This window comes from Pseudomonas sp. G.S.17 (assembly GCF_038096165.1).
Taxonomy (GTDB): Bacteria; Pseudomonadota; Gammaproteobacteria; order Pseudomonadales; family Pseudomonadaceae; genus Aquipseudomonas.
On sequence record NZ_CP151076.1, the window covers coordinates 22,084 to 38,417 of the forward strand.

Below are 16,334 nucleotides of genomic sequence, written 5' to 3' on the forward strand. Positions count from 1 at the left end.
GTTAAACTGCTCGCAGTGTTTATCGGAGATGTAACCAATGGTCAGCAGTTGGCGTGTGCAACAAGCCGCTCGCGAGATTCGCGCCGGTGCGGTAATTGCCTACCCAACCGAGGCGGTATGGGGTTTGGGGTGTGATCCATGGGACGAAGAGGCGGTGTATCGCTTGTTGGCGATCAAGTCACGGCCTGTGGACAAGGGCCTGATCATGGTTGCCGACAATATCCGCCAGTTCGATTTTCTGTTCGAGGATTTCCCCGAGCTGTGGCTCGACCGCATGGCCAGCACCTGGCCGGGGCCGAATACCTGGCTGGTGCCGCATCAAAACCTGTTGCCCGAGTGGATCACCGGGGTTCATGAAACCGTGGCCTTGCGCGTCAGCGATCACCCGACGGTGCGTGAACTGTGCGCCTTGGTCGGCCCGCTGATTTCGACCTCGGCCAACCCTGCCGGTCGCCCGGCGGCCCGCACGCGGATTCGCGTCGAGCAGTATTTCCGGGGGCAGATCGATGGTGTGCTCGGCGGCAACCTGGGCGGCCGTCGAAACCCCAGCGTGATACGCGATATCGCCACAGGGCAGGTAGTTCGCGCGGGATAGCAGAGCTATTGTGGGAGCGAGCTTGCTCGCGAAGGCAATCCTCTGAACGCGGAAAAACGCATTGGATGTCTTGGCCCCTTCGCAAGCAAGCTTGCTCCCACCAAGTTCGCTCCAACAGATCAGCAGCTAGTCAAGGCACCAGAATTGTCGAACCAGTCGTGCGTCGGCCCGACAATTCGATCTGTGCCTTGGCGGCATCCTTCAGGGCGTATTGCTGGATGTTGTCGACCTGCAGTTTGCCGCTGGCGACCATCTCGAACAGCTCGTCAGCCATGCGTTGCAGGTTCTCGGCGTTATTGGCGTAAGAGCCCAGCGTCGGGCGCGTTACGTACAGCGAGCCTTTCTGCGCGAGAATCCCCAGATTGACGCCCGCTACCGGCCCGGACGCATTGCCGAAACTGACCAGCAGGCCACGCGGCGCAACGCAGTCGAGCGAGGTCAGCCAGGTGTCCTGACCCACGCCGTCGTAGACCACCGGGCATTTCTTGCCATCAGTCAGTTCCAGCACGCGCTTGGCAACATCTTCATGGCTGTAATCGATGGTTTCCCATGCGCCCAGGGCTTTGGCATGAGCGGCTTTCTCAGCCGAGCTGACGGTGCCGATCACTTTTGCGCCCAACGACTTCGCCCACTGGCAGGCCAGCGAACCGACGCCACCGGCGGCAGCGTGGAACAAAATGGTGTCGCCCGACTTCACGTCATAGGTCTGACGCAGCAGGTACTGCACGGTCAGGCCCTTGAGCATCACGGCAGCGGCTTGCTCGAAGCTGATCGCTTCCGGCAGATGCACGAGATGATCCTGAGGCAATGTGTGCAGATCGCTGTAGCTGCCCAGCGGGCCGGTGCCGTAAGCCACGCGGTCGCCGACCTTGAAGCGGGTCACTTCGCTGCCCACCGCATCGACGATGCCCGCGCCTTCATTACCCAGGCCCGATGGCATCGACGGCGCTGGGTACAGGCCGCTGCGGTAATAGGTGTCGATGAAATTCAGGCCGATGGCCTTGTTGCGCACACGTACCTGTTGCGGGCCTGGCTCGGCAGGTTCGAAGTCCACATACTCGAGAACTTCCGGGCCGCCGATAGTGCTGAACTGGATACGCTTTGCCATTTGCTCTCTCCGTAATGAATCGAAACAAGAATCTGAAAGGGGCTATGTGAAAGGATCTATCGGACTCCATCACTTGGTCTTCGTCAACTGCGGCGCGCGGCGGGCCGGTGGTATGCTACGTCCCAATTTCGCTGTGGCCCTTTCAGAACGGGGGCTCGGTCGTTTGCAGCTTTTAAAGGGATCGACATGTCATCTACTCGCACCGACGCCGTCAAAGCCTACCTGCTCGACTTGCAGGATCGAATCTGCGCCGCTTTGCAGCACGAAGACGGCGGCGCGCATTTTGTCGAAGACGCCTGGACGCGGCCGGCGGGTGGCGGCGGTCGGACCCGAGTGATCGAGGGCGGCGCGGTGATCGAAAAAGGCGGGGTGAACTTCTCCCATGTATTCGGCAGCGGCCTGCCGCCGTCGGCCAGCGCGCACCGGCCCGAGCTTGCCGGGCGTGGCTTCGAGGCGTTGGGCGTGTCGCTGGTGATCCATCCGCACAACCCGCACGTGCCGACTTCCCACGCCAACGTACGTTTTTTCATCGCTGAAAAAGACGGCGAAGAGCCAGTCTGGTGGTTCGGCGGTGGTTTTGACCTGACGCCTTATTACGGCGTCGAAGCGGATTGCGTGCATTGGCACCGCGTCGCCGAACAGGCCTGCGCGCCGTTCGGGGCTGATGTTTACCCGCGCTACAAAGCCTGGTGCGACACCTACTTCCACATCAAGCATCGCAACGAACCGCGTGGCATTGGCGGCTTGTTCTTCGATGACCTGAATCAGTGGGATTTCGACACCAGCTTCGCGTTCATTCGCGCCATCGGTGACGCTTTCATCGATGCGTACCTGCCCATCGTGCGCCGCCGCAAGGCCGCCGCGTATACCGTGCAGCAGCGTGAATTCCAGGAATTCCGCCGGGGCCGCTATGTGGAATTCAACCTGGTTTACGACCGGGGCACGCTGTTCGGCCTGCAATCGGGTGGGCGCACCGAATCGATCCTGATGTCGCTGCCGCCGCAAGTACGCTGGGGTTACGACTGGAAAGCCGTGCCCGGCAGCGAAGAAGCGCGCCTGACCGAGTATTTCCTGCAGGATCGGGATTGGTTGGCGTTGGGTTGATTCAACTCTGTTGGAGGTTTTGTAGGACCGGCTTTAGCCGGGAGGGCAATTGACGCCTTCGCGACTAAAGTCGCTCCTACGGCCCATTCGCGAGCAAGCTCGCTCCCACACAAGTTCGCTCCGGATCTGGAATAAGACAGGAATACCCATGGATCACTACGTCGTCTTCGGCAACCCGATTGGCCACAGCAAATCCCCGCTGATTCACAGCCTGTTCGCCGAGCAAACCGGCCAGGCGCTGGATTACCGGACTGCGCTGGCACCGCTGGATGACTTCACCGCATTCGCCCAGGCGTTTTTCAATGAAGGACGCGGCGCCAACGTAACGGTGCCATTCAAGGAACAGGCGTTCCGCATGGCCGACCGCCTGACCGAGCGCGCCCAGCGTGCCGGCGCGGTCAACACCTTGAGCAAGCTGGCTGACGGCACCTTGCTCGGCGACAACACCGATGGCGCGGGACTGGTTCGTGATTTGACCGTCAACTGCGGCATCAGCCTGCGCGGCAAGCGCGTGTTGCTGCTGGGTGCGGGCGGCGCGGTGCGTGGTGCGTTGGAACCCTTGCTGGCCGAACGCCCGGCGGTGCTGGTCATCGCCAACCGCACGGTGGAGAAAGCCGAGCAACTGGCGCAACAGTTCGCTGATCTCGGCCCGGTGTTCGCCAGTGGTTTCGATTGGCTGGAAGAGTCGGTGGACGTGATTATCAACGCCACTTCCGCGAGCCTCAGCGGTGAGCTGCCGCCGATTTCGCCGAGCCTGATTCAGGCTGGTCATACGTTCTGCTACGACATGATGTACAGCAAGGAACCCACGGCGTTCTGCCATTGGGCGACCGAGCATGGCGCGGCGCAGTCGGTGGATGGTTTGGGCATGCTGGTCGAACAGGCCGCCGAAGCCTTCCTGCTGTGGCGCGGGGTGCGACCGGATTCAGCGCCGGTGCTGGCTGAGCTGCGGCGTCAGTTGGCGGGCTGACGCCGGTCGTACATTAATCCTCGAATTGAATGGGGCACTTGTCCGCCCCTTCCAGCTTTTGCAGCTCTTCGATAACTTGCGGCCGCGCGCGACGCAGGGTCAGGGTGCGGTCGTGAAGGCGCAGGCGGCGTGCTTCCTGATGCAGCATCTCGACGCCTGAATAGTCGATGAAGTTGATCTGCTGTGCGTCGATCACCACATGTTTGCCTTCGGTGCGTTGCAGCCGCGTTTGCAGGTAGTGGCTGGCGCCGAAAAAAATCGAACCGCCGACGCGCATGATGTCTTCGTCGCCGTCGCGCCACTGCTGCACGCGGGGTTGTGAGGTGCGCTTGAGGTAGAAGAACAGCGACGCCAGCACACCCGCATAAATCGCCGTTTGCAGTTCCAGCAACAGCGTCGCCAGACAGGTCAACGCCATCACCAGAAACTCTGCGCGGCTGACCCGGAACAACGCGCGGATGCCGCGTCGATCAATCAAACCCCAGCAAATCAGCAGAATCGACGCCGCCATGCTCGAGATCGGAATGTGCGAGATCAACGAGGCGCCCGCAACCGCGAACAAGGCGACCCATAACGCGGAAAACACCCCAGCCAAAGGCGATTTGGCCCCGGCTTCGAAACTCAGCGCGGCGCGGGTGAAAGACCCGGCCGACAGATAGCCGGAGAACAGCGCGCCGACCATGTTCGACAGGCCTTGCGCGCGGACCTCCTGATTGGCATCGAGCAACTGTTGGGAGCGCGCCGACAGTGAACGGGCAATTGACAGGCTGTTGACCAGGCCGAGCATGCCCACGGCCACTGCGGTCGGCAACAATTTGAGGATCAGCTCCAGATCGAGGGGCAGCGGGCTGAAAGGCGGCAAGTGGCCAACGAACGCGCTGACGGTTTTCACATGGCCGAACATCGCTGGCCACAGCCAGACCAATAGGCTGGCCGACACCAGCGTGATCAGCAGCGTTGGCCAGCGCGGCACCAGAATCTTCAAGCCGACGCCGAGGGTCAGGGTCAGCAGTCCAAGAATCAGCGATGGCTTATCGAGTTCGCCGCGATGATCCAGCACGGCCATCAGGCTTCTCAGCGCCGTGGTCTGGCTGGGCAATTCGATGCCCATCAGGTTCGGCATCTGCCCCAGGGCAATGACCACCGCCGCGCCGAGGGTGAAACCCAGCACCACGGAATGCGAGACAAAATTGACCAGTGCGCCGAAGCGCAGCATGCCGAGCAACAGCTGGAAAACCCCGGCAATGAACGTCAGCAACAGGATCAGGCCGATGTAGTCCTGACTGGCCGGAACCGCCAACGGGCTGATGCTGGCGTAGAGCACGATGGAAATCGCAGCGGTCGGCCCGCAGATCAGATGCCAGGACGAACCCCATAAACACGCGATCAAGACCGGAACGATAGCGGCGTACAAACCGTATTCAGGCGGCAGCCCGGCGATCAACGCGTAGGCGATGGATTGCGGCAGGGCCAGAACCGCGCCGCTCAGCCCCACCACGGCATCGCGGCCCACACTGGCGCGGGTCTGCCGAGGGAGCCAGGCGAGAAAAGGCAGGAATGTGTGGCGATTGAGCCAACCCATGAAACTCTCATTGAAGGATTGCGAGGGGCGCAATTGTGGGAGCGACCACCCCGGTCGCTTCCACAAAAGCCAACGTCAGCGGCTTTTTTACAACGTCGCCTTCACCGCCGGCAACGCATCTTTGTCATCAATGGTTTTCACGCCATCCAGCCACTTGCCCAGCACCGCCGGGTTGGCTTTGATCCAGGCCTTTGCAGCAGCGGCATTGCTGACCTTGTTGTTGGTCACGTCAGCCATGATGCTGTTTTCCATGTCTTGAGTGAACGTCAGGTTGGTCAGCAACTTGCCCACGTTCGGGCAGGCGGCAGCGTAACCTTTGCGGGTCAGCGTGTGAACCGTGCCGGTGTCGCCGAAGTATTTTTCGCCGCCCTTGAGGTAATGCATGCCCTTGATCTGCACGTTCATCGGGTGCGGCGTCCAGCCAAGGAAGGTCACGAACGCTTGCTTCTTCACGTTGCGATTCACTTCGGCGAGCATCGCCTGCTCGCTGGACTCAACCAGCTTCCAGCCGCCGAGATCGAATTCGTTCTTCTTGATTATTTCCTGCAACGACAGGTTCGCCGGAGCGCCGGAGCCGATGCCGTAGATCTTCTTGCCAAACTTGTCGGCGAATTTGTTCAGGTCGGCAAAGTTATGCACACCGGCATCCCAGACGTAGTCCGGCACGGCCAGGGTGAATTCGGTGCCATCGAGGTTTTTCGACAATTGCGTTACATCGCCGGTGGCGACGAACTTGTCGTAGAAACCCTGCTGCGCAGGCATCCAGTTGCCGAGAAAGACATCAATCTTGCCATCCTTCAGGCCGCCGTAGGCAATCGGCACCGCCAGCGTATCGACCTTGGCCTTGTAGCCCATGCCTTCGAGCAGAATACCGGCGATGGCGTTGGTGGCAGCAATATCGCTCCAGCCCGGATCCGCCATCTTCACCGTGCTGCAACTCTCATCGGCCGCAAAGGCCGACCAGCTGCTCAACGCCAGGACACCCATTGCAAGTGTTGTGGATAACGTCTTCATTAACTTCCCCTAGGTTCTCGTTTTTTTGGGCAGGGTCAAGGTTGTGGATAACGCGCCTTGCGCTCCAGATCGTCTAGATCGATATGGTTGCGCATGTACTGCTGACTGGCGTCTACCAGCGGCTGGTGATCCCAACTCTTCAGCTTGCCGAGTGCCAGCGACTCAGCGACAAAGCGCCGCCGGCGTTGGCTGGCGAGCACCTGATGGTGTATCGCCGGTATATCCCACTTGGCTCGTGCTTCGGCCAGGAAATCGTTGAACAGTTGCTGGTGAGCGGCCGATTGGCTCAGCTCTTCGCGCTCTTTTGGATCGTTATGAATATCGAACAGCAGGCACGGGTCCTGCTCCGAATAAATGAATTTGTACGCGCCGCGCCGGATCATCATCAACGGGCTGTTGGTGCCTTCGGCCATGTATTCGCCGAACACTTCATCATGCCCGCCTTCACCGAGCAAATGCGGCAGCAGCGAGCGGCCATCCAGCGGCAAGCCTTCGTTCAGTTCACCTTCAGCCATGGCCACGAAGGTCGGTAACAAGTCGGCGGTGGACACGGCCGCAGTCACGCGACCGGGTTGGAATTGACCGGGCGAATAAACCAGCATCGGTACCCGCGCCGACATCTCGAACCAATGCATTTTGTACCAGAGGCCACGCTCGCCGAGCATGTCGCCGTGGTCGCCGGAGAACACGATGATGGTGTCTTCGGCAAGACCGCATTCTTCAAGGGTCTGCACCAGTTTGCCGACGTTGCTGTCGATGTAGCTGCACGCACCGAAATAAGCCCGACGCGCATCGCGAATCTTGTCATCCGGCAGCGGCTTGTCCCACAGATCATAGACTTTCATCAGGCGCTGGGAATGCGGGTCCTGATCGGCTTGATCCGGCTGGAATTCCGGCAGCGGGATTTCCTCGTCGCTGTACAGATCCCAGAACGGTTTCGGGATGGTGTACGGATCGTGAGGATGGGTCATGGAAACGGTCAGGCAAAACGGCTGATCGCCATCGTTGCGCACGTGATCGAACAGATACTGTTGGGCCTTGAAGACCACTTCTTCGTCGAAATCCAGCTGATTGGTACGCACGCACGGCCCGGCTTGCAGCACCGACGCCATGTTGTGATACCAGGTCGGGCGCACGTCCGGCGCATCCCAGTTCACCGACCAGCCATAGTCGGCCGGATAAATGTCGCTGGTCAGGCGTTCTTCGTAGCCGTGCAGTTGATCCGGGCCACAGAAGTGCATCTTGCCGGACAACGCGGTCTTGTAGCCCAGGCGGCGCAGGTAATGCGCGTAAGTCGGGACATCCGCCGGGAAATCCGCAGCGTTGTCATAGGCGCCGATCTTGCTCGGGAGCTGGCCGCTCACCAGAGTGAAACGCGATGGCGCGCACAGCGGGCTGTTGCAGTAAGCAGCATCAAACACCACGCCTTCAGCGGCGAGGCGACTCAAGTTGGGCATTTTGACAGGAGATGAGGCGTAGAACGGCAACATCGGCGCGGCCATTTGATCGGCCATAATAAAAAGTATGTTTTTGCGCTTCATGTATTTCGCGGCATCCCATAGTGAATATTTATGCGAAAGTGCTGCGCTTGAGGATGGGACCCATGGCAGTTATGGTAAAGCCCATGCAAAACAATACCTAGGATAAGCACAGCTTATGTTTGAAGCCCTTGGTGATATGTCGCTGGATCTGCTTCGCGCGTTCGAAGCTGCCGCGCGTTTACGCAGCTTTACCGCTGCGGCAATCGAGCTGGGCACTACTCAGCCCGCTGTCAGCCAGCAGATCAAACGCCTCGAAGAACAACTGGCGACGCGGCTGTTCGACCGCATCTATCGCGGCATCGAACTGACCGAAGCGGGCGAAGTGTTGTTCAGCCATGTGCAGACCGGTTTGCAGTCCATGGACAGCGGGCTGGTCGCGATTACCCATCAGAGCCAGCACGAGGTGTTGCAGGTCGCCACCGACTTCGCCTTCGCCGCCTATTGGCTGATGCCGCGCCTGCACCGCTTTCATAAAGCTAATCCGGATGTGGACGTCAGTCTGGTTACCAGCGAACGCACGCACAGCATGTTGCGCGCCGATATCGACGTGGCGATCCTGTTTGGCGATGGGCGCTTCAAACAAGGCGAAAGTCGCTGGTTGTTCAGCGAAGAAGTGTTCCCGGTGTGTAGCCCGCAATTACTGGCGGGACGCGAGCCGCCGCTGCCGACCAACGTGTTGCGCGAGTTTCCGCTGCTGCACCTGCGCGGCGAAGGCAGCAGCAACTGGTTCGACTGGGCGGGCGTATTTCGCGCCCTCAACATCCCGCAGGCCCCAGCACCCGGCCAGTTGCGCTTTGACAACTACACGCTGCTGATCCAGGCCGCGATTGCCGGGCAAGGCGTGGCCATCGGCTGGCGGCATCTGGTCGACGCGCTGATTGATCAGGCGCTGCTGTGTCGCCCTATCGCAGCGTCGGCGATTTCCGGTTTCGGCTATTACGTCGTCTTGCCGCAACGCAAACGTCGCGTGCAAGTGGTGGCGCAGTTTGTTGACTGGCTGGCCAGTGAACAGACACGCAGTGGTTATGGGGTGGCGGGACGGCCATTGCCTTCGATTGCGGTGTGATGCCGGATAAATAGCGCCTTGAGTTTGAATACATTCCGTAGGACCGGCTTTAGCCGGGAGGTAGCCGGTACATTCGCGGCAGTTGCGTCGGCAGACCCTCTGCCCTCCCGGCTGAAGCCGGTCCTACGGGATCCAGGCGATACGGTGAATTTTCTGAGGACTCGCGTCGGATTTGGATCGCTCAAGCGATGTGTAAATGTCACACCACAAACTTCACCAACTCGCGCACGTGCAGATTCAGCCGCAATTCATCGGCGATCCCCGCCGCTGCCCGCGCCAGTCGCTCCAATGGTTCGGCCAGTCCGGGTTCGAGGGTGCTGCTGACCTGGCTGAAATGCTCGATGCTCAAGCCCGCGACGCCTTGCGGGGCATTGACCAGTGTCCAGTGCACGGCGCTGGCGCGCAGGGATTGGAACATTGGTAATGAGTCGTCCACGTCGGCAAAATCACCGACCAGGATCAAGCGCTTGATGTCCATGCGCTGCATGCAGGCGAGCAAGGTTTGCGTGGCGCGCGTCTGCTCCTGAAGATCCAGATCGCTGGCGGGCCGATCATGTTCTGCGCCGACCGGCAAAACCTTGGCATCCAGCAGACAAATCACCGCCGAGCTGCCCGCTATGCTCTCGCTGACGCGCTCGGCATCGAAGAGGCTGCCGACTTTGGTGCGCAAACCCGGTCGTGGCGCCAGGGCGTTAAGGTCGTCGAGAATGGCGATGACTTCATGCTGGCGGCGGAGCATTTCAGCCATCAATGCGCTGCCCAGGCTGCTGATCGCGCCGAACAGGACGATTTTCACGACAGGCGTTTCTGCATTCTTCATAGGAATTGATCCAGGTCTGTGGATAACTCTCGTAAAGATTCAGACTCGCAACGGTATGCAGCGTTCAGCCAATTTCCAGGGGAGACCAGGCAAATGCCAGAGATTCAGGGCTATCACGCCCATGTCTATTTCGACGCACAGACCATCGAACAGGCACGCACCTTATGTGAGGCGGCGGCTGAGCGCTTCGGTGTGAAGATGGGGCGGATTCACGAGCGGCTGGTCGGCCCGCATGTGGACTGGAGCTGCCAGCTGGCTTTCGATCACGGGCAGTTCGCGGACCTGATGCTGTGGCTGTCGCTCAACCGTCAGGGGTTGGTGGTGTTGATCCATCCGCTGACCGGCGATGACCTGGCGGACCATACCGAGCACGCAATGTGGATGGGTGCCGTGCGGCCTTTGGATGTGGGGATGTTCAAGCGCTGATGAGATGAATGCTTCACAACCCGGTAGGAGGGGACTTGTCCCCGAGAAAGGCGAGCAGATCCAACCTCTGTGCCGACAGACATGGCGTCTTCCCGGACAAGTCCGGTCCTACCGAGCCAGATACAACCCGGTAGGAGGGGACTTGTCCCCGAAGAGGCCTCAGATAATCAGTTAAGAACACCATCCAGAATCGCATACACAATCCCGGTGCCTACGGCGATCAGCACGATGTCGGTGCCGGTACGGCGCCATTCGTAGCCTTCGTAATGTGGCAAGTGTTGCAGCGAGCGGGCGTCGAGGCGTTTGCCGTAGCCTTGTGGCAGGCGATGGCCTTTGACCACATGGATGTTCGGCGGCAGCGGCTTGCCACGGCCGATCACGTCACGGTGTTGCTGAATGGTGTGGCGCACGTCATCGAAATTCTCGGGCGGGCGATTGCCGCCACGGTTGTCCTGATGAGCCTGCTGCTGCGGACGGTTTTCGTTACCGCGCCCATTGTTTTTGCCGTTGCCCTGATCGTGTCCGCCATTGTTCTGCGGACCCTGGCCTTGTTGCTGGCCTGGGCGGTTATCGTCATGGTCACCGCGCTGATCTTGCGGCGCTGCTTGCAACAGCGGACTGGCGCTGATCATCAAGATGCCCAGCCCAGCAATCAAACGATTCGGCAGTTTCATGTGTTGCTCCTGGATAATTCAAGTCAGCAAAAAGGGGTTCAAGACATCAGCCTTGAACCCCTTTTGCCTAACTACTTGGAACCTGCACCAAGGCGTTGATTCCTTTGTATCAGGAACTTTACCTTTAGCTGATGCGAGCGTTGCGCACGCCTTGCGAGAGCGCGGCGCACAAGCTTAATACGCCGTCCACCGCCTGCTCTGGCGAAGCGGCGTTGGCGATCTGATCAACCAGTGCCGAACCGACCACAACACCGTCAGCCAGGCGCGCGATTGCGGCCGCCTGCTCGGGCGTGCGGATACCGAAACCGACGCAAATCGGCAGGCTGGTATGGCGATGCAGGCGTTCGATGGCACCTTCGACGTGTTGCGTGGTGGCCGAACCTGCGCCCGTCACGCCGGCAACCGAAACGTAGTAGACGAAACCCGAGCTGCGCTCCAGCACACGCGGCAGGCGCACGTCGTCGGTGGTTGGCGTGGTCAGACGAATGAAGTCGATACCGGATGCCTGAGCTGGAGTTGCCAGCTCGGCGTCATGTTCAGGTGGCAGGTCAACGATGATCAGGCCATCAACACCCGCTTGCTTGGCTGCGGCGACAAAGGCCTCGACGCCAAAACGGTGGATCGGGTTGTAATAACCCATCAGCACGATTGGCGTGGTCTGGTCGTCGACCCGAAACTCTTCAACCATCTTCAGGGTTTTCGGCAGTGTCTGCCCGGCGTCCAGCGCGCGCAGCGTGGCGAGCTGAATGGCAACGCCGTCCGCCATCGGATCGGTGAAGGGCATGCCCAGCTCGATCACGTCAGCGCCTGCCGCTGGCAAGCCCTTGAGGACTTTCAGCGAAGTGTCGTAGCCAGGATCGCCAGCGGTGATGAACGTCACCAAGGCGGCGCGGCCTTCGGTTTTCAGCTGGGCAAAGCGTTGTTCGAGGCGGCTCATGCCAGGATCTCCTGATTCTTTTCAGCGGCGGCCATGTGATTCATGACGGTTTGCATGTCTTTGTCGCCACGGCCGGACAGGCACACCACCATCAGGTGATCGTCGCGCAGATTGGTGGCGCGCTTCATGGCTTCAGCCAGAGCGTGGGCGGTTTCCAGCGCCGGGATGATGCCTTCGAGCAGGCAGCAATGATGGAAGGCTTCAAGGGCTTCTTCATCGGTGATGCTGACGTATTCGACACGCTTCACTTCGTGCAGGAAGGCGTGTTCCGGGCCGATGCCTGGGTAGTCCAGACCGGCGGAAATGGAGTGCGCGTCGGTGATCTGGCCGTCGGTGTCTTGCAGCAGATAGGTGCGGTTGCCGTGTAGAACACCGGGAACACCGCCGTTCAGGCTGGCGGCGTGCTTGTCGGTGTCCACGCCATGACCACCGGCTTCGACGCCGATGATTTCCACGCTGGCGTCATCCAGGAACGGATGGAACAGGCCCATGGCGTTGGAACCGCCACCGACGCAGGCGATGAGGCTGTCCGGCAGACGGCCTTCCTTCTCCTGCATCTGCACTTTGGTTTCCTTGCCGATGATCGACTGGAAGTCGCGGACCATGGCCGGATACGGGTGCGGACCGGCAACGGTGCCGATCAGGTAGAAGGTGTCATCGACGTTGGTTACCCAGTCGCGCAGCGCTTCGTTCATGGCGTCTTTCAGGGTACCGGTACCGGAAGTCACCGGCACGATCTCAGCGCCCAGCAGCTTCATGCGAAATACGTTGGCCTGTTGACGCTCAATGTCGGTGGCGCCCATGTAGATCACGCACGGCAGACCGAAACGCGCCGCAACGGTGGCCGTGGCCACGCCGTGCATGCCCGCGCCGGTTTCCGCGATCAGGCGCTTTTTGCCCATGCGCATGGCCAGCAATACCTGGCCGATGCAGTTGTTGATCTTGTGCGCGCCGGTGTGATTGAGCTCTTCGCGCTTGAAGTAGATTTTCGCGCCGCCGCAGAACTCGGTCAGGCGTTCAGCGAAATACAGCGGGTTCGGGCGACCGATGTAATCGCGCTGGAAGTAGGCCAGTTGCTCAAGGAATTCAGGGTCGGCCTTGGCGGCTTCGTATTCGCGGTTCAGATCGAGAACCAGCGGCATCAGGGTTTCTGCAACGTAGCGGCCACCAAAGGAGCCGAACAGGCCGTTTGCATCGGGGCCAGCGCTGAATTTGGACTGGGTCATGGGACCTCCAGGTCGGTGAACGAATGAGGGAGCCGAAACGGCAATGAACACACTTTAACCAGCGCCAGCCCGGATGAAAACCGATAAGATCGACACAACCTGTCAGGAAAACTCACAGATATCATGAGCCGCGATCTTCCTCCCCTCAACGCCTTGCGCGCTTTTGAAGCGACAGCCCGCCTGAACAGCGTCAGCCAGGCGGCTGAACAGCTGCACGTCACGCACGGTGCTGTCAGCCGTCAGCTGAAAGTCCTTGAAGAACACTTGGGCGTGGTGCTGTTTATCAAGGACGGACGTGGCCTGAAACTCACAGATGCCGGGGTGCGGCTACGAGACGCCAGCAGCGATGCTTTCGATCGCCTGCGCAGCGTCTGCGCTGAATTGAGTCAGGGCGGCGCAGATGCGCCGTTTGTGCTGGGTTGTTCGGGAAGCCTGCTGGCGCGCTGGTTCATCCCACGGCTTGGGCGACTGAACGCCGAGCTGCCGGACCTGCGTTTGCATTTGTCGGCCGGGGAAGGCGATCTCGATCCACGCCGTCCCGGACTCGACGCGCTGCTGATTTTTGCCGAACCGCCATGGCCGGCGGACATGCAGGTCTTCGAACTGGCCAGTGAGCGTATCGGGCCGGTGCTCAGCCCGCGTTTCGCACATTTCACCCGCCTGCAAGACGCGCCAGCCAAGGTGTTGCTCGACGAAACCTTGCTGCAGACCACGTCGCGCCCGCAAGCCTGGCCCAGCTGGGCGCAGCAAAACGGCATCGATCCGCAGACGCTGCGATACGGGCAAGGGTTCGAGCATTTGTATTATTTGCTGGAAGCGGCTGTTGCGGGCTTGGGTATTGCGATTGCACCTGAACCTTTGGTTGCAGATGACCTTAAGGCGGGACGCCTGGTGGCACCGTGGGGTTTCAGTGAAACCCCGGCGCAACTGGCGTTGTGGGTTCCCAAACGTGCCGTTGACGGGCGCGCTCAATCGCTAGCGAAGTGGCTAAAAAATGAGCTGAGGCGTTCGGGGAACCCGCAATAGCGACCAATCAATTACCGCGTTTGCACAGCAGGTAAGCGGCCAGCAGGCCAACTGCACCAACGGCTACACCAGCGGTAGTCCATGGGTGTTCTTGAGCGTAGTCACGGGTAGCAACGCTGGTTTCGCGAGTCTTGACCTTGACGTCTTCGTACACGTCGCTGAGCAGGCTGCGCGAGTGGCTCAGGGCACTTTCTGCGTTGGCTTTCAGGCTTTTCAGCGTTCTGCGCGACTCGTCAGAAGCGTCGGATTTCAGGCTTTCCAGGGACTTGAGCAGACTTTCGATTTCCGCTTCCATGCTTTTCAACGAGGCTTTACTGAGTGAATTACTAGCCATGATGTTTCTCCTGCAAGGTGAGTGGCGTGTGTTGTTTCCGACTACGGCGCTTTCAGAAAGTGCGGTGCAGTTTTCGGAAATCGCTGAACTTTTCCGCAGAAATTCCCCACAGAGGTATGGAGCGTGATCACTGCTACGCTCGTAATGACCCCTTAGGAGAACTGCCATGACTGATCATCACACGTACAAGAAGATCGAGCTGGTTGGCTCGTCGACCACGACTATCGAAGACGCGATCAACAACGCTCTGGCCGAGGCAAGCAAAAGCCTTCAGCACCTGGAGTGGTTTGAAGTTCTGGAAACCCGTGGTCACATCGAAGGCGGCAAGGTCGCTCACTATCAGGTCACCATCAAAGTCGGCTTTCGCATCGTCAATAGCTGATCCGGCCTGAACTTTTAGGCTGGCGCAATGCCATAAACTCCGCCCGCTGTCGCGAAATCGTTGGCGTGGCTAATGTATTCAGGTCCTTCCAGGTGCATTGTGCTGAAGCGACCTGTTTTGGCTGACGAAGGAGTGAGACCAATGAAGAAGTTACTGTTGGCGGTAGGTCTGTTGAGCATTGCTGGCACCACAATGGCTGCCGGTAAGCCATGCGATGACCTGAAAGCGGAAATCGACGCAAAGATCAAAGCCAAAGGCGCTACGTCCTACACGCTTGAAGTCGTCGAAAAAGGCAGCGTGACCGACAAGAAAGTTGTCGGCAGCTGTGATGGCGGCACCAAGGAAATCGTGTATCAGCGCGGCTGATCGGATCGCGGAACACAAAAAACCGACTCGTTGAAGTCGGTTTTTTTTTGGCTGGATAAGCGACATCCGGTAGGACCGGCTTCAGCCGGGAGGGCGCTCTCCCGGCTGAAGCCGGTCCTACGGGTTATCCCCGCGCGGTCTCGGCAAGGATTTCATACGAGCGCAACCGATCAGCGTGATCGTACATGTCGCAGGTGAAGATCAGCTCATCCGCGTCGGTCTGTTCCAGTAGCACATCGAGCTTGGCGCGGATTTTTTCCGGGCCGCCGACCATCGCCAGACCGAGGAAATCACCCACTGCTTCGCGCTCATGGGGCAACCACAGGCCTTCCATGCTCTTGACCGGTGGACGCTGCATCAGCGACTGGCCGCGCATCAGCGCCAGGATGCGCTGGTACACCGAAGTCGCCAGGTATTCGGCGTGTTCATCGGTGTCAGCGGCAGCCAAGGGAATCCCGAGCATCACGTACGGCTTGTCGAGCACCGCCGAAGGCTGGAAGTGATTGCGATAGACGCGAATCGCTTCGTGCATGTAGCGCGGCGCGAAGTGCGAGGCGAAGGCGTATGGCAAGCCGCGTTGCCCGGCGAGTTGCGCGCTGAACAGACTCGAACCCAGCAACCAGACCGGCACATTGGTACCCGAACCCGGTACCGCGATTACGCGCTGATCCGGGGTGCGCGGACCGAGGAATGCCATCAATTCGCTGACGTCTTCCGGGAAGTCATCGGCGCTGCCGGACCGTTCGCGGCGCAGGGCTCGTGCGGTCATCTGATCGGAACCGGGAGCGCGGCCCAGGCCCAGATCGATACGACCCGGATACAGGCTCGCCAAGGTGCCGAACTGTTCGGCAATCACCAACGGCGCATGGTTGGGCAGCATGATGCCGCCAGCACCGACACGAATCGTCGAAGTGCCGCCCGCCAGATAGCCCAGCAGCACAGCCGTGGCAGAACTGGCGATGCCGTCCATGTTGTGGTGCTCGGCCACCCAGAAGCGGTTGTAACCGAGTTTTTCGACGTGTTGCGCCAGATCCAACGAATTGCGCAAGGATTCCGCGGGGCCTTTGTCGTGGCGCACGGGCACCAGATCGAGGGTCGAGATTTTTACATCGGCAAGACGTTTCATAGGCCGCTACATCTCCTCATCAGTGGTTTTGCAGGCC

18 protein-coding genes are annotated in these 16,334 nt (G+C 59.9%); 8 read left to right on the forward strand and 10 right to left on the reverse strand.

Annotated elements, in window-relative coordinates; genetic code table 11:
- Positions 1–37 precede the first annotated feature (37 nt).
- The gene (locus tag AABC73_RS00090; RefSeq protein ID WP_065832784.1) at positions 38–595 is read left to right on the forward strand and encodes an L-threonylcarbamoyladenylate synthase; all 558 of its coding nucleotides are present in this window, start codon (positions 38–40) and stop codon (positions 593–595) included.
- Positions 596–725: 130 nt separating this feature from the next.
- On the opposite strand, the gene AABC73_RS00095 is transcribed toward AABC73_RS00090, so the two are convergent.
- Complete coding sequence (locus AABC73_RS00095) at positions 726–1,703, reverse strand: quinone oxidoreductase (RefSeq protein ID WP_341521945.1); 978 nt, start codon at positions 1,701–1,703, stop codon at positions 726–728.
- A 186-nt stretch (positions 1,704–1,889) separates the two neighbouring features.
- Between AABC73_RS00095 and hemF the strand changes: the two genes are divergently transcribed.
- Positions 1,890–2,807, forward strand: a complete 918-nt coding sequence (hemF, locus tag AABC73_RS00100) for an oxygen-dependent coproporphyrinogen oxidase (RefSeq protein WP_341521946.1) — start codon at positions 1,890–1,892, stop codon at positions 2,805–2,807.
- A gap of 148 nt (positions 2,808–2,955) precedes the next feature.
- Positions 2,956–3,777 (forward strand): shikimate dehydrogenase, encoded by an 822-nt coding sequence (gene aroE, locus AABC73_RS00105; protein ID WP_341521947.1) that lies wholly within the window; start codon positions 2,956–2,958, stop codon positions 3,775–3,777.
- Between the two features lie 13 nt (positions 3,778–3,790).
- Here the strand turns inward: aroE and AABC73_RS00110 are convergent, their stop codons facing one another.
- The 3 genes from AABC73_RS00110 to betC all read right to left on the reverse strand — a co-directional run bounded on the left by AABC73_RS00110 (position 3,791) and on the right by betC (position 7,914).
- Positions 3,791–5,359: a SulP family inorganic anion transporter gene (locus AABC73_RS00110; protein WP_341521948.1), complete on the reverse strand. Its 1,569-nt coding sequence runs from the start codon at positions 5,357–5,359 to the stop codon at positions 3,791–3,793.
- An 87-nt stretch (positions 5,360–5,446) separates the two neighbouring features.
- On the reverse strand, positions 5,447–6,373 hold the full coding sequence (gene choX, locus AABC73_RS00115) for a choline ABC transporter substrate-binding protein (protein ID WP_341521949.1): 927 nt from the start codon (positions 6,371–6,373) through the stop codon (positions 5,447–5,449).
- Between the two features lie 35 nt (positions 6,374–6,408).
- Positions 6,409–7,914 carry a choline-sulfatase gene (betC, locus tag AABC73_RS00120; protein WP_065832790.1) on the reverse strand — a complete coding sequence of 502 codons (1,506 nt, stop codon included), beginning with the start codon at positions 7,912–7,914 and terminating at the stop codon, positions 6,409–6,411.
- 115 nt (positions 7,915–8,029) lie between these two features.
- Here betC and AABC73_RS00125 point away from each other — a divergent pair, with 115 nt between their 5' ends.
- Complete coding sequence (locus AABC73_RS00125) at positions 8,030–8,980, forward strand: LysR family transcriptional regulator (protein WP_341521950.1); 951 nt, start codon at positions 8,030–8,032, stop codon at positions 8,978–8,980.
- Between the two features lie 199 nt (positions 8,981–9,179).
- On the opposite strand, the gene AABC73_RS00130 is transcribed toward AABC73_RS00125, so the two are convergent.
- Entirely contained in the window at positions 9,180–9,800 is a 621-nt protein-coding gene (locus AABC73_RS00130; RefSeq protein ID WP_341521951.1) for an NAD(P)H-binding protein, read from the reverse strand.
- A 93-nt stretch (positions 9,801–9,893) separates the two neighbouring features.
- On the opposite strand from AABC73_RS00130, the gene AABC73_RS00135 reads away from it, so the two are divergent.
- Positions 9,894–10,226, forward strand: a complete 333-nt coding sequence (locus tag AABC73_RS00135; RefSeq protein ID WP_341521952.1) for a DOPA 4,5-dioxygenase family protein — start codon at positions 9,894–9,896, stop codon at positions 10,224–10,226.
- A 167-nt stretch (positions 10,227–10,393) separates the two neighbouring features.
- On the opposite strand, the gene AABC73_RS00140 is transcribed toward AABC73_RS00135, so the two are convergent.
- The 3 genes from AABC73_RS00140 to trpB form a co-directional block, all read right to left on the reverse strand.
- The gene (locus AABC73_RS00140) at positions 10,394–10,900 is read right to left on the reverse strand and encodes an anti-virulence regulator CigR family protein (RefSeq protein WP_341521953.1); all 507 of its coding nucleotides are present in this window, start codon (positions 10,898–10,900) and stop codon (positions 10,394–10,396) included.
- A 124-nt stretch (positions 10,901–11,024) separates the two neighbouring features.
- Positions 11,025–11,837: a tryptophan synthase subunit alpha gene (gene trpA / locus AABC73_RS00145; RefSeq protein WP_065832795.1), complete on the reverse strand. Its 813-nt coding sequence runs from the start codon at positions 11,835–11,837 to the stop codon at positions 11,025–11,027.
- Complete coding sequence (gene trpB / locus AABC73_RS00150) at positions 11,834–13,063, reverse strand: tryptophan synthase subunit beta (protein ID WP_020292000.1); 1,230 nt, start codon at positions 13,061–13,063, stop codon at positions 11,834–11,836. Before trpB ends, trpA begins: the two co-directional genes overlap by 4 nt.
- A gap of 123 nt (positions 13,064–13,186) precedes the next feature.
- On the opposite strand from trpB, the gene AABC73_RS00155 reads away from it, so the two are divergent.
- Complete coding sequence (locus tag AABC73_RS00155) at positions 13,187–14,089, forward strand: LysR family transcriptional regulator (protein WP_341521954.1); 903 nt, start codon at positions 13,187–13,189, stop codon at positions 14,087–14,089.
- Positions 14,090–14,096: 7 nt separating this feature from the next.
- On the opposite strand, the gene AABC73_RS00160 is transcribed toward AABC73_RS00155, so the two are convergent.
- Positions 14,097–14,423, reverse strand: coding sequence for a DUF883 family protein (locus tag AABC73_RS00160; protein ID WP_020291998.1), 327 nt, complete (start codon positions 14,421–14,423; stop codon positions 14,097–14,099).
- A 166-nt stretch (positions 14,424–14,589) separates the two neighbouring features.
- Here AABC73_RS00160 and AABC73_RS00165 point away from each other — a divergent pair, with 166 nt between their 5' ends.
- Together AABC73_RS00165 and AABC73_RS00170 are read left to right on the forward strand one after the other, a co-directional pair.
- Positions 14,590–14,805, forward strand: coding sequence for a dodecin (locus tag AABC73_RS00165; RefSeq protein ID WP_065832798.1), 216 nt, complete (start codon positions 14,590–14,592; stop codon positions 14,803–14,805).
- 141 nt (positions 14,806–14,946) lie between these two features.
- Positions 14,947–15,171: a DUF1161 domain-containing protein gene (locus tag AABC73_RS00170; RefSeq protein ID WP_341521955.1), complete on the forward strand. Its 225-nt coding sequence runs from the start codon at positions 14,947–14,949 to the stop codon at positions 15,169–15,171.
- A 124-nt stretch (positions 15,172–15,295) separates the two neighbouring features.
- On the opposite strand, the gene AABC73_RS00175 is transcribed toward AABC73_RS00170, so the two are convergent.
- Positions 15,296–16,297 carry an LLM class flavin-dependent oxidoreductase gene (locus tag AABC73_RS00175; RefSeq protein WP_341521956.1) on the reverse strand — a complete coding sequence of 334 codons (1,002 nt, stop codon included), beginning with the start codon at positions 16,295–16,297 and terminating at the stop codon, positions 15,296–15,298.
- Positions 16,298–16,334: the final 37 nt, after the last annotated feature.